Origin of the sequence: Aliiruegeria haliotis, from assembly GCF_003003255.1 — a bacterium.
Classification (GTDB): Bacteria; Pseudomonadota; Alphaproteobacteria; order Rhodobacterales; family Rhodobacteraceae; genus Tropicimonas; species Tropicimonas haliotis.
Window position 1 is genome coordinate 853,995 of record NZ_PVTD01000001.1, and the last position, 20,169, is coordinate 874,163.

The following is a 20,169-nucleotide window of genomic DNA, read 5'->3' on the forward strand; positions in this document are numbered from 1 at the left end:
GGCATTTTTACACCTCATATTGAGTGTCTCGCCGCAGCGCAACAAAACTCGGCGCGCTGATTGTCTCAGGGGCGCTACGGAAGCTCTGGCGAGTTGACAGGCCATGGCCAATCTGAGATCCCGCAGGGGATCCTTCAGGCAATTCCGGACCCGCACCCATGCGCCTTTCTGTCCTTGTTTCCCTCGCCCTCGTGGTGCCCATGACCTCGGGCTGTTTCTTTGGCGAAGACGAACCGATCGTGCTGCGCCTGTCCGGGGAGACTATGGGCACGACCTACAATGTCGTGGCCGTGGACGTGCCCGAAGAGGTGACGGAGACCGAGCTGTCGGTGGCCGTGGAGGAGACGCTGGCACGGGTCAACAGCTCGATGTCGAACTGGGACAAGGACTCGGAGGTGTCGCGTTTCAACCGCGATTCCGGCACCGAACCCTTCGAGGTTTCGGCTGAGTTCGCCCATGTGATGGCCGCTGCAAACGAGGTTCACGCGCTGTCGGAGGGCAAGTTCGACGTCACCCTGTTCCCGTTGATCGAGCTTTGGGGCTTCGGGGCTAAGAAGCCGGGGGAACCCATCCCCTCCGATGCGGAGATTGAAGCCGCACTTGAAAATGTCGGTCAGGCGGACCTTGTCACGCTCGATGGTCAGATGTTGCAAAAGGCCGCGGAGCCCGTCTCCGTCAACCTGTCCGCCATCGCGAAAGGATATGGCAACGACGCCGTGGCCGAGACCCTGCGCGGCTTCGGTATCGAGCGCTACCTGGTAGAGATCGGTGGCGACCTCGTGGCCACTGGCCAGAACGACAAGGGCGAGCCCTGGAAGATCGGGATCGAAACCCCGGACGCGGGCTCGACGGCCGTCGAAATGATCCTGCCGGTCAGCGATCTTGGCATGGCGACATCAGGCGACTACCGGAACTTCTTCGAGGAAGACGGCGTGCGCTACTCGCACCTGATCGACCCCACGACAGGCCGGCCGATCACCCACCGTGCGACCTCCGTCACGGTGCTCGCAGAGAACGGCATGATGGCCGACGCGCTGGCCACGGCGATGATGGTGCTGGGGGAGGTCGACGGTATGCGGGTGGCCGAAGCCAACGATCTCGCGGTGTTTTTCATCTCCCGCGCCGAGGCGGGCGCGGATGAAGACTACGTGAAGACCTCCAGCCCGGCATTTGAAAAGCTGCGCGAGAAGGACTAGGTTCGCGGGAGCGATCGGAAAGGCTGAACCATGGCGACATTCTTCCTCGTTTTCCTCTTCATGGGCCTGATCGTTGCAGGCATGTCCATCGGCGTGATGCTGGTGGGACAGAAGATGCGGATCAAGGGAAGCTGCGGCGGGCTGAACGCAATTGCCGGGGCCGACAAATGCGTGGTCTGCAAGAAGGATGTCGATCCTGACAGCCCGTTGCGCGACCAGTTGACCTGCAAACGCGCCTGCGAAACCGTCAGGGAGTTCTGACCAAGGGCTGTTCCGTCCCTGCGCCTTTTGGAGCCGACAGTCGAACATGTGCGTCTTCCGACCGCGTTTTCGGGAGGCGGTCCCCGGTGACTAGACGTTGAATGGGACGAAGGCGAGCGTCAGCAGGCTCGCCGCGGCCGGCACACCATAGAGCCAGGCCCTCAGGACCCATCCGTCTTCCTGCGCCTTCCAGTTGACCCGAAAATTGCGGCCGCACAGTACCATGACCACAACGAGGATCGTCGCGACGAGCGGTGTCAGGGTCATGTCATTCTCCGGATTGGTTCGGGTCCGGGTAACGCGGCGCAGGCACGCGGGTCAATCGGTCTTTCCAAGCGTATGGCGTGCCAGGAGCGGGATCATGACCGTCAGCAGCGCAAGCCGGGCAACGTGATGGGCGGCGACGAAGGTCGGATCAAGCCCGGCCTGGATCGCAATGGCCGCCATGGCCTCGACCCCGCCCGGTGCGAAGGCAACGATCAGCATGTCGATGGGCAGGCCAAGGGTCGCCATCACCACCGTCGCGCCGAGCAGCGCAAAGGCCAGCGCGATGCCGGTGATGCAGAGACCGGCCAGGATGCAATTGCGGAACGCCACCATTCCGGCGCCACGGAACCGGGTGCCGATCAGCGCCCCCATCACCAGCAGCGCGGCGACGGCGAGCGCGTCGGGCATCCGCCCCGGGGTGATCTCTCCCAGGTGACCGGCCGCACTGGCCGCCATCCCGGCGAGCAGGAAGGCGGCGGGCAGTTTCAGTTTCAGGAACACCAATCCGAGCGCGAATGCGGCGACATAGAGCAGACCCAGAGAGAGAGGGGTGACCACGCTGCGCGGCAACACCGTTGCGCCGGTGGGCTCGAAAAGCAGCGTCACGACAAGTGGCACAACGAGGGTCAGGAACAGGACCCGTGTGCTTTGGACAAGGCTGATGGTGACGATATCCGCCTTCATATCCGCCGTCAGGCCCAGAACATAGCCGAGGTGACCCGGGGTCGAGGCGAGCGTGGCGGTCGTGCGGTCATAGCCGAAACCACGCTCCAGCACGGCCCGGCTGGCAAAAAGGGAGCAGAACAGGGTCACCGCCAGCACGGCAAAACTGAGCGGCCATGTGGCCGCCGCCCTGAGCACGTCCGGAGTGACCGAGGACCCGATATTGAGGCCGAGCGTGACAAAGCAGAGATCGCGCAGCCACGTCGGGATACGCATCGGCAGCCCGGCAAGCACCGCGAGTGTCACCGCCGTCGCCGACCCCGTCAGGGCAGGGGCGGGCATGCCGACAACGGCAAAGAGACCCGCGCCGAGACCGGAGAGTGCCAACGTGACGCCGAGGTCGCGCAGCGCACCCCGGTCAGTCGCCATCGTATGTCCAGCGGTAGGCCGGCGGTGTCGGACCCTTGTTGCGGCCCCCCTGCTGCATCTGTTCCCACGCATGGGCGAGGATTCCGACGGACCGCGACAGGCAGAAGATCCCCCGCGCCAGCGGTGCGGCGAACCCAAGTTCAGCGAAGATGACGGCGGTGGCGCCGTCGATGTTCATCGGAACGGGCGTGCCCTTGCGGTCGGCTAGTTCGGCCTCGATGGCGGTGGCGATCGCGGCGTGGCACCCGTCGCATGCGCCCTGCTGGCGAGCCTCCTCGACAAGGGCCAGCAAGCGGGGCGCCCGCGGGTCGACCGGCTTGTGGAACCGATGCCCGAAGCCGGGGATGATCTTGCCGCGCGCCGCGATCCATGCGTCGAGCGCCGCGCTCACCGGGCCGTCGTAGCTTTCTACATGGGCATAAAGTTCCACCGCCTGTTCCCCGGCGCCGCCGTGAACGTCACCCAGCGTGTTGACCGCGCTGGCCATGGCATTGTTGAGCGGCAGTCCGCAGGTCACGGCCATGCGCGCCGTGGCGATGGAGGGCGCCTGCGGCCCGTGATCCACGGCAGCCACGAGGGCGGCTTCCAGCAGGCGGGTTTGCCCGGGCGTAGGGATGTCGGTGCGGGTCATGCGCCAGATCATCTCCGGAAAGGAGACCTTTCCGATCAGGTCCTGGATCTCGGTGCCGCGAAAGGCGATGCGTCCCGGCTCCATGTCGATGATCGAGGTGCGCCACCAATCGGCGACGTCATTGCGCCCGGAGGCAGTGTCGGAGCTCATATCACGCCCTTTTCTGAAAGCTCGGCGATTTCGCGGGGGGAGAGGCCGAGCGCGCCGTAGATGGCGGCGTTGTCCTGGCCCAGTTCAGGCGGCGGCGCCAGCGCCTTGGGGCGAATGCCGTCGATCAGCGCCGGGGCTGCTGTGACCTCGATCGCGCCCGTTTCTGGGCTGTCATATCGGGCCAGGAGGTCGCGCCCCGCGATCTGTTCGGAGGCCAGCACCTCCGGCACCGTATGCACCGGGCCGGCGGGGACGCCAAGCGCGGACAGGTCCGCCACCCAATCGGCGGCCGGACGGGTGATCAGGACGCGCTCCAGTTCGTCGCGCAAGGCATGGCGATTGCGTTTGCGGTCCTCCCGGGTGCGATAGTCGGGGTGATGCAGCAGGTCCTCCCGTCCGAGATGCCGGGCCAGGCTCTGCCATTGCTCGTCCCGGTTTGCGGCGATGTTGATCGGCGCATCCCGGGTGCGAAAGGTCCCGGAGGGGGCTGAGGTCGTGTTCTCGTTCCCGTTCGCCGCCGGTTCAACCCCGCCAATGAGGTGGTTGGATACCACCCATCCCATCGTCGAGATGACGGAATCGGTCATGGAAATATCGAGGAAGGCCCCGCGCGGACGGGCGTTCAGCGCGGCCGCGATGGTGAAGGCGGCGGACATGCCGCCGATCGTGTCGGCCAGCGGATAGCCCACGCGGAGCGGTGCGCTGTCGGCGTCCCCGGTGATGGACATCACACCGGAAATGCCCTGCACGATCTGATCATAGGCCGGGTTGTCCTTCCACGGGCCGGCCTGTCCGAACCCGGTGATCGCGCAGTAGATCAGGTCGGGGGCCTCGGCAGAGAGGGGGCCATAGCCCAGCCCGAGGCGATCCATCACACCGGGACGGTAGTTTTCCACCAACACGTCGGCCTCCCGGACAAGCCGCTTGAGCAGGTCCTTCCCGGCCTCTGCCTTGAGGTTGAGCGTGACCGATTTCTTGCCGGCATTCTGGGCGAGGAAGGAAATGCCCATGTTGGCCGCATTGCGTGCCGGATCGGCACCCAGTTGCCGGGCGAGATCGCCGGTGCCGGGGCGCTCGACCTTGATCACCTCGGCGCCAAGAAGCGCAAGTTGGTAGCAGGCATAGGGACCGGCCAGGACATTGGTCAGGTCGAGCACGCGGATACCGGAGAGGGGGGCGGGCGTCATGGATCACTCGGGTGGTTGGCCGGGCAGGGGACTGCCTCGCGCTGCTTGGCGCCCGTGGTCTGGGTGCGGGCGGTGGATGGCGAGGCGGAAGTTTCCCGCCTGCACCGGAGATGTCAATCGCCGTCGGCAACGCCTTGCTGTCGGGCGCGGGCCCGGCGGGCCCGGTAGCTCGGCAGCACCACCAGAAGGGCGGCGATCACCAGCAGACCCAGTGTCATCGGGCGTTCCCAAATGAAACTGACACCGTCGAAGAGCTGCATGGAGCGGGCGAAATTGTCCTCAAGCATGGACCCCAGGATGAACCCGATCAGCAGCGGGGCGAGCGGGTAATCCGCAAAGCGCAGCACCGTGGCGCAGACCCCGAACCCCACGAGGATCAGAAGTTCGGTCGCGTTGTTCTGCCCGATATAGGCCCCCATCAACGTAAAGAAGAGGATGAAGGGTATCAGGTAGTTGCGCGGCACTTCGAGCACTTTGGCGATGTAGGGGATCAAGGGCAGGTTCAGGATCAGCAGAACAAGGTTGCCCAGGTACATCGAGATGATCACCGCCCAGAAGATCTGCGGCTCGTCGATCATCAGGCGCGGGCCGGGGGTGACGTTGAGCGCGATCAGCGCCCCCAGAAGGATCGCAGTCGTGCCGGAGCCCGGAATGCCGAGCGTGAGCAGCGGCACGAAGGAGCCGGTACAGGCCGCGTTGTTTGCGGATTCCGGCGCCGCGAGCCCCTTGATGGAGCCTTTGCCGAATTCTTCCTGTTCCTCCTTGGTGGCAATATTGCGCTCCACCGCGTAGCCCAGGAAAGAGGCGATGGTGGCGCCGGCGCCCGGCAGTACTCCGATAAAGAATCCCTGCAATGACTGGCGGCCGATGACGGGTGCGATCTTGCGGCCTTCCTCCCGGGAAATCCGCAACTCGGTGATCTTGCCGCCGTCGCCATGGGCATCCGCGGGCTTCAGAACGAGGAAGATTGCTTCCGGCAGGGCGAACATCGCCATGGCGAGCGTGATGAAACCGAAGCCCGACTGGAGGTCCATGATACCCATGGTGAAACGCGGCATGTTGAAGAGCGCGCCTTCGCCCACGGTGGCCATGATCAGGCCCAGGAGCGTCATCAGAAGTGCCTTCGCGACCTGCCCGGTTCCGGCGAAGGCCGCGATGGCGGACAGCCCGACGACCATCAGCGCGAAATACTCGGCAGAGTGGAACAGCAGCGCGACAGAGGAGAGCATGGGCGCGAAGACCATCAACAGCAGCGCGCCGATGGTGCCCCCGGCAAAGGAGGCGATGGCGGCGATGGTGAGGGCCTTGCCGGCCTTCCCGGCGCGGGCCATCGGATAGCCATCGAAGCTCGACGCGACCGTGCCGGCCACCCCCGGGGCATTGAGCAGGATCGAGGATGTCGAGCCGCCGAAGATCGCGCCGTAGTAAACCCCGGCAAGCAGGATCAGCGCGGCCGCCGGGTCGCCCATGGAGATGGCGACGGGGATCATGATGGCGATGATCGACATCGGCCCCAGCCCCGGCAACATGCCGATGAAGGTGCCGATCAGGCATCCGCCAATGACCATCAGGATGTTGGTGATCGAGAGGGCCGTCGACAGGCCGATGAGAATTCCTTCGAGCATGTCTCTCTCCTCAGCCCATGAAGTACGGCAATGGCCGCAGGAAGATGCCAAGCACGCCTTGCACAAGGTACCAGACGACGCCGGTGGCAAGGAGCGCGATGGGAATGAGGTACTGGAACTTTCGCTCGCCGAGGATCGCCGCTCCAAGGATCAGGAAGCCGGAGGTGGACAGGATGAACCCGGCAGGTCGCAGCAGTAATGCATAGGCGACCATGAGGACGAGCAATGCCAGCGCCGGTGCCAGGTTGTACTCAAGCAGACGGGTATGATCGATGTCGGGGACCTTGGCCTCTCCCGAGTGTTTCTCAAGCCCGAGCAGGATGACCAGCGAGGTCAGAATGGCCATGACGGACAGGACCTTTGGAAAGGTGCTCGGCCAGATCGGGTTGTGTCTCATGAAGGGCGGCAGGTCGGCGTCCATGGTGAAGAAGGCCGCGTATCCGTAGGCCATGCAGATGATCAGGATGATCAGCGCGATCCAGCGATCCAGCGCCATTGGTCCCCTCCCGTTTCGTTGTGTTGGTGATTGGGCATGTCGTGGGCGGCAGCCGCCCACACGTTGTCCCGGTGTCCTGTTGCATGCGCGGCGGTTCGATTGGTTCAGCCGAGGCGGTCAGGACGGTCGACGCGCCCGCCGGGGGCGGGCACGCCAGGGGTTGTTCGTGACGGATCAGAGGAAGCCGAGTTCCTTCATCAGGTCGCCAATGACCTGTTCCTGCTCCTCCAGGAAGGTGCGGAAGTCTTCGCCATTGTTGTGGATGTTGACCCAGCCGTTGCGGCCACGGACCTCTTCCCACTCCGGAGTGTCGTACATCTTGGCGATCGCGTCCTGGTACATGGCCAGCTTGTCCTCGGGCAGGCCCGGGGCGGCGAAGAAGCCACGCCAGTTGACGAAGGTGGTGTCGATACCCTGTTCCTTCATCGTCGGCGCATCGGCATAGGCGTCAACGCGCTCGTCAGCGGTCACGCCGATGATCTTCACTTCGCCGGCATTAGCCAGATCGACAGCCTCCGAGAAGCCGGTGGACAGTGCCGAGATCTCTCCCGACAGGAGTGCCGCCATGGCCTTGCCGCCGGCATCATAGGGAATGTACTTCACCGCCGTGGGATCCTCGCCCGCCGCCTTGAACGCCATCGCCGCCACGAGATGGTCCATCCCGCCGGGAACGGAGCCGCCGCCGATGGCAGTGCCGCGCGGGTCGTCCTTGTAGGCCGCGATGAGGTCGGTCATCGAGTTGATCGGGCTGTCCTTGCCCACGACCATCGCGGCGTAGTCACCGATGGTGCCGGCCACGAGTGTCAGGTCGCGGAAGTTCTGCGGGAAGACACCCGTCAGCGACCGGATCACGATGGGGGTGGAGTTCACCATCAGCGTGCCATGCTGGCTGTCGGCATTCTCGATCAGGAAGCCGATGGCCTTGCCGCCGCCGCCTCCGGACATGTTCTCGTAGGACGCATTCGCCACGAGGCCCGATTTGGTCAGCGCCTCTCCGGTGCCGCGTGCGGTGCCGTCCCAGCCGCCGCCGGCGCCGCCGGGGATCAGGAAGTGAATGCTGTCGACGACCTGTTCGGCGGTCGCGCTGTTGGCGCCCAGCGACAACGCGGCGACGGTCGCTGCCATCATGACCCGGCGGGTCAGGTTGAATTGCGTCATGGTGTCCTCCCACTATGGTACGCATGGCGGTCTGATGCCGCCGTTTTCGGAATGCCCTAGGCAAACACGTGAACCTGACACGATCCTGTCACGGAGTGTCAGGTTGCGAGGGGGAGGAGCGATGGGCCATCTTCGTTCGAGGGAATACGGGCAATCCCCCGCGCCGGTCGGGGGGATCGGAGCGAATTCTGATCAACGTGAAGAAATACTTTCAGGTCATTGTGAAAGAGTAATAATTAATTGCATGGAGCGCGCCGAAGCAGGGCCGAGGATTGAGCGAGTAGGAGTGCCGCTGTTCCCGAGCTCCCCGCGCATCTCCTTTCCGGCGTCTTCAACTGGATCGCGGGGTGCGAGAGGCGTTCCCACCGGCGCAGCCGATGCGATTCTGACGCCTGCCATGATTGTCTGTGGGGTGGAAGCATCACATCAGAATGGTGTGTATCGCCAATTCAACGGCCGACCGAATCAGCATTCGTGCCTGGCCGCGTTCGCTGTGGGCAAGGGCGTGACCATTGTTGCTCCGGAAGGTGTGCCCGCATTGGCGCTGCCTGTTGTCGGATCTGAGGGGCCCTGGGCATGACCGCCGACGTCCAACCGAGTGGATCGATCCGCCGACGCCTGACGCTGCAACTTCTCTTCAGTGCCGCACTTCTCGCGGGGTTGCTCTTTGCCGTGGTGCAGAATTTCGCCCGCGAGGTGGCCGAGGAATCGCAGGACAGCGTACTGCTGGCCTCGGTCACGTCGATCCTTGATGCAGTGACGGTCCAGGAAGGAGAAATCGTAGCCGATATCCCCTATTCGGCGCTGTCGATGTTGGGAAATGTGAGCGATGACAGGGTGTTCTATCGCATTCTTGCCAATGGAGAGATGTTGACGGGCTATGCGGATCTGCCCGATATGGGGCTGTCGGAGGGTGAGATCGGCAGCGTGGCGGCAACCGGAACCTATGCCGGCGAGTCGGTTCGAATGGTGTCGGCCAGTCGCCGCATCGCGCTTGAAGGAGGGCCGGTGGAGGTCGTCGTCTCCGTCGCGCAGACCCGCAGCGGCCACATGCGGCGCATCCGGCAGATCTCGCGCGATTCGCTGGTGCTCGGGATCGGTTTCTTCGCCATTGCCGCGCTCTTTGCCGTTCTGGCGGCGCAATCGACGGTGCGGCCGTTGAATGTTCTGACCGGATCGGTGTCGCGTCGTGGGCCACAGGACCTGCGCCCGGTGACCGGCTCGGTGCCCAGCGAGATGGTGCCGCTTGTGCGGTCGCTCAACCGGTTCATCGCGCGGCTCAAGATCACGCTGAGCCGGTCGGAGGATTTCATCGCGGAGGCCGCGCACCGTGTCCGAACGCCTCTGGCGACAGTCCGGGCGCAGGCCGAGGTAGCGCTTCAAAGGGTGGAGAAACCGGAGAACCGCCAGTCGCTCAAGGACATGATCCGGGCCATCGACGAAAGCTCGCGCGCGGCGGGGCAGTTGCTCGACCACGCCATGATCACCTTCCGATCGGACCAGCTCGAACATCGGGAGATCGACTTGCGAGAGTTGGTGATGGAAACCGTCGAGCGGCTGCGACCGGTGGCCGGTCTGAAGGATATCGTGGTCACGGTAACCTCGCCGGATCGCCTGTCGATCCCGGGCGACGCGATCCTCGTTCAGAGCGCGATCGGCAACGTGATCGACAATGCGATCAAGTATTCGCCTGCAGAAAGCGACATCGAGGTAGAGCTTGAGGCGGGGTCGGAGCGTGCCGTGGTGCGGGTGCTGGACGAGGGGCCGGGATTCGGCGATGAAGACCTTCACAATGCGACCCGTCGTTTCGCGCGCGGTCGAAATTCGGAAGGCACAGTGGGATCCGGCCTCGGGTTGACCATCGCGGAGGATGTGGCCCGCGCCCATGGCGGCGGGCTGGGCCTCCGGAACCGTACAGGGGAGAAGGGCGCATGCGTCTCGTTGGTCTTGGCATCGCGCTGAGCGTCGTGGTCACGGCCGCCGCACAGGCGTTCGAGATCGAGGAGCAGCGGCTCTTCCCGTCGCCCGACGGCACAGACGGTGCCGTGCTGAAGGTGATTTCCACCACCGATACCGAGATCTTCACCCCCCTAGCATCGGCCTTTCAGGCGCAGGCGCCGGGAGTTGCAGTGGACTATTCCGTGGTCAGCAGCGCCGAGCTTGACCGGGCGCTCCGCGTGGAGGGGGCGGCATTCGACATCGCCCTGTCCTCGGCGATGGATCTTCAGACCAAGCTGGCGAACGACGGGTTGGTCCGTACCCATCGGTCGGCGGATACGGAGCGGCTGCCCGATTGGGCCAACTGGCGCGACCAGGTCTTTGCGTTCACGCAGGAGCCCGCGACCATCGTCGTCTCTCCGAGCGCCTTCGACGGGCTGGAGGTTCCGCGCACCCGACAGGCGTTGATCTCGCTCTTGCGGAGCCATTCGGAGCGTTTTCAGGGCCGTATCGGAACCTATGACGTGCGCGAGAGCGGGCTGGGATATCTTTTCGCCACGCAGGATTCCCGGAATTCGGAGATCTACTGGCGCCTGACGGAGGTCTTTGGCCGGATGGGGGCCGAGCTTTATTGCTGCTCCTCGCAGATGATCCAGGACGTGGCGGAGGGGCACATCGCCGTGGCCTACAACGTGCTCGGTAGCTACGCGCGCGCGCGGCAGGCACTGGGCGATCCGATCGTTGTGGTCGAGCCGCAGGATTTCACCACTGTCATGTTGCGCACTGCGGTCATCCCCACCAGCGCCGAAAGCCCCGCGCTTGCGGGGAGCTTTGTGGATTTCCTGATCGCGGCGAACTGGGAGTGGCTGGAACAGGGCGATGGCACGCCCTTTGCCCCGATCCTTGCGAGCGGCGAAGGGGGCGATCCGGGCGCGCGGCGCCCCATCCGGATCGGTCCGGGGCTGCTGGTCTTTCTCGATCCGTTGAAGCGGAAACGGTTCCTGTCGGAATGGCAGGATGCGATCCTGCAGCGCTGAGCCATCGGCTTGACGACCGGGGCCGGAAAGGGTCTGTGAGGGCAACAGAAATTCGGAGGGGCAGGCATGCAGACAATCGCTGGATTCGACCGGATCGGGGAGGAGAACGCCTTTGCCGTCCTCGCGCGAGCAGGTGCGCTGGCCGCGAGCGGAATGGATGTCATCAACCTCGGAATCGGTCAGCCGGACTTCCCGACCCCGCCCAATATCGTGGAGGCGGCAATCAAGGCGCTGCGGGACGGGCAGCATGGCTACACGCCGGCCGTGGGCATCCCGGCGCTGCGGGAGGCGGTCGCGGCCGACTTAGATCGGCGGTTCGGCGAAGAGGTCTCGCCCGACAACGTGCTGGTAGTGCCGGGGGGCAAGGTGACGATGTTCACCGCCATCCTGATGTTCGGCGAACCGGGCGTCGACATCCTCTATCCCGATCCGGGCTTTCCCATCTACCGCTCAATGATCGAGTTCACCGGCGCGCGCCCGGTTCCGGTCCCGATCCGGGAGGAGAATGGGTTTGGCTTCTCGGCGGAGGAAACACTGTCGCTGATCACGCCGCAGACACGGCTGTTGATCGTGAATTCCCCCGCCAACCCCTGTGGAGGCGTCACGCCAAAAGCCGAGGTGGACAAGCTGGTCGCCGGCCTGGCGGAGCACCCGCAAGTCGCGGTGATGTCGGACGAGATCTACGACCAGATGCTCTATGACGGCGAGGAACACGTCACCTTGCTGCGCTACCCCGAGATCCGCGACCGTTTGATCCTACTCAACGGATGGTCGAAGACCTACGCGATGACCGGCTGGCGGTTGGGGTATTCGGTGTGGCCCGATGACCTCTATGACAAGGCCCGGAAACTCGCGGTCAATGCCTGGTCCTGCGTGAACGCGCCGGCGCAGTTCGCTGCGCTGGAGGCGCTGACCGGCCCTCAGGATGCCGTGGGCGAGATGGTGGCGGCATTCGATGCCCGGCGGAAGCTGGTGGTCGAGCTGTTGAACGGTTTGCCCGGGGTCAGCTGCATCACGCCCAAGGGGGCCTTCTATGCCTTCCCGAACATCTCGGAGACAGGATGGAAGGCCAAGGACCTGGCCTCTTCTTTGCTGGAGGAAACCGGGGTGGCGACAATCGGCGGACCGGATTTCGGGGTTCTCGGCGAGGGATACATACGCCTGAGCTACGCCGCGAGCCAGGAGGATATCGAGCGCGCGGTGGAGCGGATGCACGGGTTCCTGGCGCGGGGATAAACCGGCGCCTGCGCGGGATCCGGTGTGCCGGGTCTCGGCCGTTCCCGCGGACGGCGCGAGAGCGGGCGGAGATTCTCCGCGAGCGGGGAGCGATGCCGTTCAGCGCCGGGGAATGTCAAACCCCGGCGGCGCGAGCGTGAACCCATCGAAACGGAACCCGGGAGAGACGGTGCAGCCGACCAGTGTCCAGCCGCCTCCCTCCGGTCGTGCCGACTGCCAGTGGTTGGCGGGCACGATGACCTGCGGGGCCTGACCATCCGCAAGCGCCGGGCCGAGGATATGCTCTTGCGCGGGGCCGTCCTCCGTTTCGCTCAGGGCAAGGATCAGCGGTGCGCCGGCATAGAAGTGCCAGATCTCGGTCGCGTCGACCCGATGCCAATGGCTGCGTTGATCGCGGTCCAGCAGGTAGTAGATGGCGGTTCCCGCAGGGCGTCCGGAGGTGCCGCCCTCCACCCAGGTCTGGCGATACCAACCGCCTTCGGGATGGCGCTCAAGGCCGAGGCGCGTGATGATCTGTTCAGGCGTCATGTCGGGTCTCCGTGGGGTAGGGCCGGGCACCGGCGCCCGACCCCGCGAGCGAAGGATGCGCGTTGGTGTTGATCATCCGAGCGTTCCGACGGGAATGATCTCGGGGCTGTCCGGCCGCCAATCGGTGCCGTACCAGTCGCCGAGCCATCGGGTGGGCGCAAGCCCGGATCGGGCGAGGACATCGGCAATATGCGGTTGATCGTCGAACCGGATTTCTGATGGCGCAGAAAGGGTTTGCCCGGTGGACTCGATGTGGAAATGTTTCACGTACCGAGCCACCGAACGTGCGGCGTCGAAAGTGGTTTCCGTCCAGATCGTGACCGGGCCGAGCTCGGGATGGGTCAAGCGCTTGCGGTCGTTCTTCTGCCAATGCTCCCAGGGCTGAAGTGCTGCGTTTCGTGTGTCGAAGATGAACTGCCCTCCCGGTGCGAGGTGGTCGCGGATCGTTTTCAGGACCGCGAGTTGGTCAGCTTCGGTCAGGAAGACCTGAAAGGCATGTCCGGTCAACAACACCAATTCAAATGTGCCCCCGAGAGAGAGCTTCCGGGCGTCGCCCTCGATCCAGGTCACGGCACCGCCGCCGGGGCGACTGGCTGCGATCGCGAGCATGGCGGGCGCCGGATCGACACCGACGACACGGCGACCCGGGGCAAGGGCTGCGGCCAGCTCTCCGGTGCCGCACCCAAGATCCAGGACCGACCCCGCGCCGTCGGCCAGCGCCGTGCAGAGGTCGAAGTCCGGTGCCCAGCGGTTCTCCAGATCGTAGAAGGAGGCAATCCGGGCATCGTTGTAGAGTGGCTCAGCCATGGGTGGGTGCTTTGAGAAAGCAGTGTTCGTGAACGCTCATGGGGCTGAGGGGACCGTCGCCGCGGCTGGGTCGCAGAACGTGAAGGCAGGGGGCGGCCGTGGTTCGCATGTGGGGTTCCTCGTGGCGGCGGTGCCGATGGCCAGTGCGATTCCGGCGTGGGGCGGTGACAAAAGGTCTGGGCAGAATATGCCGTTGCTGGCAGGCAGAGGCAAACCCGCTTGCCGTCGTGGTCCGCGCGCGAGGCGCGATCCCGCATCGGGTCACGCGATTTGGTGAGCGCCACGCTCAAGGCCCGTGGGCGGGGGCGACCGCATCTTGTGATGGCGCCTGCGGACCATTGCCGGCTCTCGCCGCCACTTCCCTTGTTGGACCTGCCCGCAGAGGGCAAACCTGTACAGTGGCCTTTCTCAGATGGGCTGAAACGCAAGGCGTGGCAGCCTGCCCACCTTGCTGCCGTCGCTTCGGGCCCATCGGGTGGCCGGTTGATGTCATTCGGGACAGACTCGCGCCTTCCGGCCCCAGCCAAAACGGGAGAATCGGGCCGTGCGTCCGGTTGGACGACCAGTCTGTTCCGAAGTGTGGGCACCCCGTCGACATCATACCGGACGGGAGGTCGCAAAAAGGGCCGGTCCCGGGATCGGAGACCGGCCCTTTCGGGACGTGTTCAGCGTGGCGTGGGGACGGCCCGTGAGAGACGCCCCCGGCAGATCACTTCAGGATCGACTTGCCGGCATAGAGAGCGGTCTCGCCCAGCTGTTCCTCGATCCGGATCAACTGGTTGTACTTGGCGAGGCGGTCGGAACGCGACATGGAGCCGGTCTTGATCTGGCCGCAGTTCGTGGCGACGGCGAGGTCGGCGATGGTGGCGTCCTCGGTCTCGCCGGAGCGGTGCGACATGACGTTGGTGTACTTGGCGCGGTGGGCGATTTCCACGGCCGACAGGGTCTCCGTCAGCGAGCCGATCTGGTTGACCTTCACCAGCATCGAGTTGGCGACGCCCTTCTCGATGCCCATCTTCAGGCGGGCAGGGTTGGTCACGAAGAGGTCGTCCCCGACGAGTTGCACGCGGTCGCCGAGAACCTCGGTGAGCAGCTTCCAGCCATCCCAGTCGTCTTCGGCGCAGCCGTCCTCGATGGAGAAGATCGGGTAGTCGTTGCAGAGCGCCTCAAGGTACTTGACGTTTTCCTCGGAGCTCAGCGACAGACCCTCGCCGGCCATCTCGTACTTGCCATCCTTGAAATACTCGGTGGAGGCAGCGTCCAGTGCCAGCACGATGTCGTCGCCGGGCTTGTAGCCGGCGGTCTCGATCGACTTGAGCACGAAGTCCAGCGCGTCACGGGTGGAGGACAGCGCCGGGGCAAAACCACCCTCGTCGCCGATGCCGGTCGCGTAGCCCGCGGTCGAAAGCTCTTTCTTCAGGGTGTGGAAGATCTCCGAGCCCATGCGCACGGCGTCGTGGATCGACGTGGCAGAGACGGGCATGATCATGAATTCCTGCACGTCGATCGGGTTGTCCGCATGCTCGCCGCCGTTGATGATGTTCATCATCGGGACCGGCAGCGTGCGGGCAGCGGTGCCGCCAACGTAGCGATACAGCGGCTGGCCGGAATACTCGGCCGCGGCCTTGGCGGTGGCGAGCGAGACGCCGAGGATGGCGTTGGCGCCGAGGCGGCCCTTGTTCTCGGTGCCGTCAAGTTCGATCATCGCGCTGTCGAGGCCGATCTGGTCGAGGCCATCGAAGCCGAGCAGCGCCTCCGCGATCTCGCCGTTGACTGCGGCCACGGCCTGGGTGACGCCCTTGCCACCGAACTTGGACTTGTCACCGTCCCGCTTTTCCACGGCTTCGTGCACGCCGGTCGAGGCGCCCGAGGGAACCGCGGCGCGGCCCATGGTGCCGTCTTCGAGAGTGACGTCGACCTCGACGGTCGGGTTGCCCCGGCTATCAAGAATCTCGCGTCCGTGAATGTCGATGATGGTGCTCATTGCGACGGTCCTTTCCGTAAGGTCATGAAACTTGAGGCCCTCTTACCCTTGTCGGGCCTCCGTGAAAAGTGCGCGTTCCCGCGCAAGCGTGTAGAGCCCGGCGCCGACGATCATGCCGGCACCAAGGAAGGTCATTGCATCCGGTCGCTCGCCGAACACGAGCATCCCGAGCGCCATTGCGAAGATGAGCCGCGAGTAGCGAAACGGCGCCACGGCGGAGAGCTGGGCGATCCGGACTGCCTGCGTGATCATCATGTAGGCCGCACCTCCCAGAAGGATGATTCCGACCAGGGACAGGCCAAGCTCCGGGGCGACGGGGATCGGCGGCGTGCCGGTTGCCAGCAGCGCGGCACCCGTGGGAATCATCATCAGGATGCCCCAGAGCGACAGTTGGAGCGCCGAAAGCCGTGGCGGCACAAGCGGCGTGACGACATCGCGGGCGGCCAGCGCGACGGCTGCGATCACCGCAAGAAGCGTCGCCGGCTGGAAACTCTCGTAGCCCGGGCGGACAATGCAGAGGACACCGGCCATCCCGACACCGATTGCCGCCCACCGCCGCCATCCCACCGACTCGCCCAGGATCAGGGCGGCACCACATGTCACGAGGAGCGGCACCGATTGCAGGATCGTCGTCGCGACGGACAGCGGTATCATCGTCAGGGCCGTGATGAAGCAGAGCGGACCCACGACATCGCCCAGGTTCCGGATGATGACGGCCGGATGCAGGATCTCGCGCGGCACAAGCGACTGCCGATTGTAGAGGACCAGCGCGCCGAAGAGCAGCGAACTGCCGGCGCCGACCATCAGCAGGATTTGTCCGACGGGCAGCCGCGTGGAGACCTGTTTGATCAGCATGTCGGCGAGCGCAAACCCGGCCATGGAACCGATCATCAGAAGCGCACCGCGCAGGTTGTTCATTCGGAAAATCCGGGACCTTTGGGCCATGAAACCGCGTTTTAGCGCTCTCTAGACCGGTTTGGGGGCGATAACAAAGCGCCAAAGCGCCGCTGGGCCTGAAAACCCGCCCTGCATGGGATGCAACGGTCCCGCTGTCGAACGCTGCAAAAGTGCCTCTCCGTGCAACGGCCGCAAGGACCTGGTCCGGCTGACCCTGGATCCTCTGTTGCGGCGGGGTAGCTAACAGGACGGAAGATATTTGGGGCAGGGACGTTGAAAAACAGCACCGAATGTCGGGCAAGACGGCGTGCCGATCACTGACAAGGTCCAGATAGGCTTGGGCCACAGCAAGTACCGGCGTGTACAATGCGCTTGGCAGGCGCCGTCAGGTGCGCCGCTTGCGTGGCACGCCGTACAGTTCGAGCTTGTGGCCCTTCAGGTCATAGCCAAGGCGCTCTGCGATCTTTTCCTGCAAGGCCTCGATCTCGGGGTCGCAAAACTCGATCACCTCGCCCGAATTCATGTCGATGAGGTGGTCGTGGTGTTCCCGGTCGGCGTCCTCGTAGCGCGCGCGCCCGTCCCCGAATTCCAGCCGGTCCAGGATGCCGGCCTCCTCGAAGAGCTTGACCGTCCGGTAGACCGTGGCGATCGAAATGCGCGGGTCGCGCGCTGTGGCGCGGGCATGGAGTTCTTCCACATCGGGATGATCCGTCGCCGAGGAGAGCACCTCTGCGATCACCTTGCGCTGCCCGGTCATGCGAAGGCCCTTCGCCTCCAGTCTGTCGAGAATCGACACGCTCATGCTCTCAAACCCTTGCTCTCGAAGGTGCAGACTATCGGATCGCTCCGGCGAGGAAAACCCGCTGCGCGGCGGGACCGGGCCCGACCCCCGGTGGCATGGCGGGCAGCCTGTCCGGCTCAGCGTTGGCGCCGCGCCATGAAGGCAAGCCGCTCGAAAAGGTGCACGTCCTGCTCGTTCTTAAGCAACGCGCCATGGAGCCGTGGCAGGGTTTCGGCCCCGTCCCGCTTGAGGTCGCCCGCGTCGAGATCCTCTGCCAGCAGCAGCTTCAGCCAGTCCAGCACCTCCGAGGTCGAGGGCTTTTTCTTCAGTCCCTGCTGGTCCCGGATCTCGTAGAATTGCGTCAGCGCCGTGGTCAGCAACGATTGCTTGATGCCCGGATGGTGGACTTCGACGATCTGTTTCATCGTCTCCATGTCGGGGAAGCGGATGTAGTGGAAGAAGCAGCGGCGCAAAAAGGCGTCAGGCAGTTCCTTCTCGTTGTTGGAGGTGATGATGACGATGGGGCGGTTGACGGCACGGACGGTCTCGCCGGTCTCGTAGACGTGGAATTCCATCCGGTCGAGTTCCTGCAAAAGGTCGTTCGGAAACTCGATATCGGCCTTGTCGATCTCGTCGATCAACAGGACGACCTTGCCGTCTGCCGCGAAGGCGTCCCAAAGTTTCCCGCGCTTGATGTAGTTGGCGACGTCATGCACCCGCTCTTCGCCGAGCTGGCTGTCGCGCAACCGGCTGACGGCGTCGTATTCGTACAATCCCTGCTGGGCGCGGGTGGTCGACTTGATATGCCACTCGATCATCGGCAGACCGAGCGCGGCAGAGACCTGACGGGCGAGTTCGGTCTTTCCGGTGCCCGGTTCGCCCTTCACCAGTAGGGGCCGTTCGAGAGTGACTGCGGCATTCACGGCGACCTTGAGGTCCTCCGTGGCGACATACGACTCGGTGCCTGCGAATTTCATGTGACTTTCCGGCCTTTTGACTGACAAACCTCACGCGGACCCCGTCACGCGATTGCGCTACACTGCCTTTGCTTTTTGTCAGTGACAACCCGCTACGCTTGGAGTAGGAACCGCGCCAAGGGAGCCACGATGCCTGTGACGGAAGACCAAGTGCCAGAATTGAAGCCGGACAACGGTGAAGACCCCGTACCGCAGGATCCAGCGCGAGAGGGAGCAGGGATGAAACAGGAAACCTTTTTGCCGGACGACTACCGTCCCGCAGAAGACGAACCTTTCATGAACGAGCTGCAGCTGGAGTATTTCCGGCGCAAGCTTCTGGCCTGGAAGGAAGACCTTCTGGCAGATAGTCGCGACACCATCGAGGGCTTGCAGGACAGCACCCGCAACATTCCCGATGTCGCCGACCGTGCCAGCGAGGAAACCGATCGCGCGCTTGAGCTGCGGACCCGGGATCGCCAGCGCAAGCTCGTGGGCAAGATCGATTCCGCGTTGCGCCGGATCGCCGAGGGCGAATACGGCTATTGCGAGGACACGGGCGAGCCGATTTCGCTCAAGCGTCTCGACGCACGCCCGATCGCCACGCTGAGCCTTGAGGCGCAGGAGCGCCACGAGCGGCGCGAGAAGGTCCACCGCGACGATTGAGCGCTGTGGCGCGGCCGGAAAGCGGCCTGTAAGACTTCCAGAACCGGATGTTGAAGCATTCGAAGGTCAACGCCGGGCGCGACACCCGGCGTTTTCTGTTGGAGGCAGGATGAATCTGATTGGACGCGAGATCACCATTCTGGGTGCCGGCGTGGCAGGGCTGGCGGCAGCGCGGGCGCTGGCCATGCGTGGCGCGTCGGTGCGGGTGATCGAACAGGCACCGGAGGTCACAGAGGTTGGCGCGGGGTTGCAGATTTCCCCGAATGGCGGGGTCGTTCTGGAAGCGCTCGGCCTGGGCAAGGCCTTCGAAGAGATCTCCACCGCGTCGCGGGGGGCGGTCCTGCGAGACTATGCCCGTGGCGCGGAGGTGCTGCGGCTGGACCTGGCGAAATTCGGCCGTTTCGGGCTGGTACACCGGGCCGACCTGATCGGGGTCTTGGAGCAGGGCGCGCGGGAGGCGGGCGTTCGGTTCGACCTTGGCGTGCACGTCGCCTCGGTTCACCTCAACAGCCGGGAGCCGGTCATCTTCGTGGATGGCAAGGATCCGGAACGACTCCCGTTTCTGATCGCGGCGGACGGGTTGCATTCTCGCCTGCGCGCGGCGCTGTCCGGAGAGTCCACACCAGAGTTTACCGGCCACGTGGCATGGCGAGCATTGTTGCCGATCGAAAAGGGGTCGGTGGCGCCGGAAGCGCACGTTTTCATGGGGCCGGGCAAACATCTCGTGGCCTATCCGCTGCGGGACGGTACGCTGCTCAACCTTGTCGGGGTGCAGGAGCGCCGGGAATGGGCAGAAGAGGGCTGGAACCATCGCGGTGACCCGGACACCTTCCGCAAGGTGTTCTCGGATTTTGGTCACCCCGTGCGCGGTTGGTTGGAGCAGGTTCAGGACGTGATGGTCTGGGGGCTGTTCAAGCATCCTGTCGCCACGGAATGGTATGGCTGGAATGCAGTGTTGGCCGGCGACGCCGCGCATCCGACGCTGCCATTCCTGGCACAGGGCGCGTGTCTCGGGCTGGAGGATGCCTGGGTTCTCGCCCATGCCCTCGCGACCCACGACAGCGTCGCCGCCGCGCTGGCCTGGTATCAGGATATCCGTGCACCGCGGGCGCGCCGGATCGTGGATGCCGCAACCAGCAACGCCCGCAACTACCACCTTCGCGCGGCCCCGATTCGGGCCATCGCGCATACCGGCTTGCGCATGATCGGCCAAGCCTCACCCGATTTCATGGTGGACCGTTTCGAGTGGCTCTACACCCATGACGTGACCGCATATTGA

20 protein-coding genes are annotated in these 20,169 nt (G+C 64.6%); 7 read left to right on the forward strand and 13 right to left on the reverse strand.

What is annotated here, in order from left to right; all coding sequences use genetic code 11:
- The first annotated feature begins 158 nt into the window (after positions 1-158).
- Positions 159-1,196 (forward strand): FAD:protein FMN transferase, encoded by a 1,038-nt coding sequence (locus CLV78_RS03870; RefSeq protein WP_106203417.1) that lies wholly within the window; start codon positions 159-161, stop codon positions 1,194-1,196.
- A gap of 30 nt (positions 1,197-1,226) precedes the next feature.
- The gene (gene nqrM, locus CLV78_RS03875; protein ID WP_106203418.1) at positions 1,227-1,457 is read left to right on the forward strand and encodes a (Na+)-NQR maturation NqrM; all 231 of its coding nucleotides are present in this window, start codon (positions 1,227-1,229) and stop codon (positions 1,455-1,457) included.
- 90 nt (positions 1,458-1,547) lie between these two features.
- Here the strand turns inward: nqrM and CLV78_RS24115 are convergent, their stop codons facing one another.
- The 7 genes from CLV78_RS24115 to CLV78_RS03905 form a co-directional block, all read right to left on the reverse strand.
- The gene (locus CLV78_RS24115) at positions 1,548-1,724 is read right to left on the reverse strand and encodes a hypothetical protein (RefSeq protein WP_170111643.1); all 177 of its coding nucleotides are present in this window, start codon (positions 1,722-1,724) and stop codon (positions 1,548-1,550) included.
- A 51-nt stretch (positions 1,725-1,775) separates the two neighbouring features.
- The gene (locus CLV78_RS03880) at positions 1,776-2,816 is read right to left on the reverse strand and encodes an AbrB family transcriptional regulator (RefSeq protein WP_106203419.1); all 1,041 of its coding nucleotides are present in this window, start codon (positions 2,814-2,816) and stop codon (positions 1,776-1,778) included.
- Complete coding sequence (locus CLV78_RS03885; RefSeq protein ID WP_106203420.1) at positions 2,806-3,597, reverse strand: citryl-CoA lyase; 792 nt, start codon at positions 3,595-3,597, stop codon at positions 2,806-2,808. The genes CLV78_RS03880 and CLV78_RS03885 overlap by 11 nt, the downstream gene beginning before the upstream one ends.
- Positions 3,594-4,784, reverse strand: coding sequence for a CaiB/BaiF CoA transferase family protein (locus tag CLV78_RS03890; RefSeq protein ID WP_106203421.1), 1,191 nt, complete (start codon positions 4,782-4,784; stop codon positions 3,594-3,596). Before CLV78_RS03890 ends, CLV78_RS03885 begins: the two co-directional genes overlap by 4 nt.
- A 113-nt stretch (positions 4,785-4,897) precedes the next feature.
- Positions 4,898-6,409, reverse strand: coding sequence for a tripartite tricarboxylate transporter permease (locus CLV78_RS03895; protein WP_106203422.1), 1,512 nt, complete (start codon positions 6,407-6,409; stop codon positions 4,898-4,900).
- A 10-nt stretch (positions 6,410-6,419) separates the two neighbouring features.
- Complete coding sequence (locus tag CLV78_RS03900) at positions 6,420-6,905, reverse strand: tripartite tricarboxylate transporter TctB family protein (protein ID WP_106203423.1); 486 nt, start codon at positions 6,903-6,905, stop codon at positions 6,420-6,422.
- Between the two features lie 174 nt (positions 6,906-7,079).
- Positions 7,080-8,063 (reverse strand): tripartite tricarboxylate transporter substrate binding protein, encoded by a 984-nt coding sequence (locus tag CLV78_RS03905; RefSeq protein ID WP_106203424.1) that lies wholly within the window; start codon positions 8,061-8,063, stop codon positions 7,080-7,082.
- Positions 8,064-8,639: 576 nt separating this feature from the next.
- On the opposite strand from CLV78_RS03905, the gene CLV78_RS03910 reads away from it, so the two are divergent.
- The 3 genes from CLV78_RS03910 (at position 8,640) to CLV78_RS03920 (ending at position 12,274) form a co-directional block, all read left to right on the forward strand.
- Positions 8,640-10,025 carry a sensor histidine kinase gene (locus tag CLV78_RS03910; protein ID WP_106203425.1) on the forward strand — a complete coding sequence of 462 codons (1,386 nt, stop codon included), beginning with the start codon at positions 8,640-8,642 and terminating at the stop codon, positions 10,023-10,025.
- Positions 9,995-11,038, forward strand: a complete 1,044-nt coding sequence (locus CLV78_RS03915; protein ID WP_106203426.1) for an ABC transporter substrate-binding protein — start codon at positions 9,995-9,997, stop codon at positions 11,036-11,038. Before CLV78_RS03910 ends, CLV78_RS03915 begins: the two co-directional genes overlap by 31 nt.
- A gap of 66 nt (positions 11,039-11,104) precedes the next feature.
- Positions 11,105-12,274 (forward strand): pyridoxal phosphate-dependent aminotransferase, encoded by a 1,170-nt coding sequence (locus tag CLV78_RS03920; protein ID WP_106203427.1) that lies wholly within the window; start codon positions 11,105-11,107, stop codon positions 12,272-12,274.
- A 99-nt stretch (positions 12,275-12,373) separates the two neighbouring features.
- Here CLV78_RS03920 and CLV78_RS03925 read toward each other — a convergent pair whose 3' ends face one another.
- From CLV78_RS03925 to CLV78_RS03950, 6 genes are all read right to left on the reverse strand, one after another.
- Complete coding sequence (locus CLV78_RS03925; RefSeq protein WP_106203428.1) at positions 12,374-12,802, reverse strand: cupin domain-containing protein; 429 nt, start codon at positions 12,800-12,802, stop codon at positions 12,374-12,376.
- A 72-nt stretch (positions 12,803-12,874) separates the two neighbouring features.
- On the reverse strand, positions 12,875-13,609 hold the full coding sequence (locus tag CLV78_RS03930; RefSeq protein ID WP_106203429.1) for a class I SAM-dependent methyltransferase: 735 nt from the start codon (positions 13,607-13,609) through the stop codon (positions 12,875-12,877).
- A 709-nt stretch (positions 13,610-14,318) separates the two neighbouring features.
- Entirely contained in the window at positions 14,319-15,593 is a 1,275-nt protein-coding gene (eno, locus tag CLV78_RS03935) for a phosphopyruvate hydratase (protein WP_106203430.1), read from the reverse strand.
- A 42-nt stretch (positions 15,594-15,635) separates the two neighbouring features.
- Positions 15,636-16,511 (reverse strand): DMT family transporter, encoded by an 876-nt coding sequence (locus tag CLV78_RS03940; RefSeq protein ID WP_106203431.1) that lies wholly within the window; start codon positions 16,509-16,511, stop codon positions 15,636-15,638.
- 364 nt (positions 16,512-16,875) lie between these two features.
- Positions 16,876-17,292, reverse strand: coding sequence for a Fur family transcriptional regulator (locus CLV78_RS03945; RefSeq protein WP_106203432.1), 417 nt, complete (start codon positions 17,290-17,292; stop codon positions 16,876-16,878).
- Between the two features lie 116 nt (positions 17,293-17,408).
- Positions 17,409-18,248, reverse strand: a complete 840-nt coding sequence (locus tag CLV78_RS03950) for an AAA family ATPase (RefSeq protein WP_106203433.1) — start codon at positions 18,246-18,248, stop codon at positions 17,409-17,411.
- Positions 18,249-18,467: 219 nt separating this feature from the next.
- Here CLV78_RS03950 and dksA point away from each other — a divergent pair, with 219 nt between their 5' ends.
- The gene (gene dksA / locus CLV78_RS03955) at positions 18,468-18,890 is read left to right on the forward strand and encodes an RNA polymerase-binding protein DksA (RefSeq protein ID WP_106203434.1); all 423 of its coding nucleotides are present in this window, start codon (positions 18,468-18,470) and stop codon (positions 18,888-18,890) included.
- A gap of 109 nt (positions 18,891-18,999) precedes the next feature.
- On the forward strand, positions 19,000-20,169 hold the full coding sequence (locus tag CLV78_RS03960) for an FAD-dependent monooxygenase (protein WP_106203435.1): 1,170 nt from the start codon (positions 19,000-19,002) through the stop codon (positions 20,167-20,169).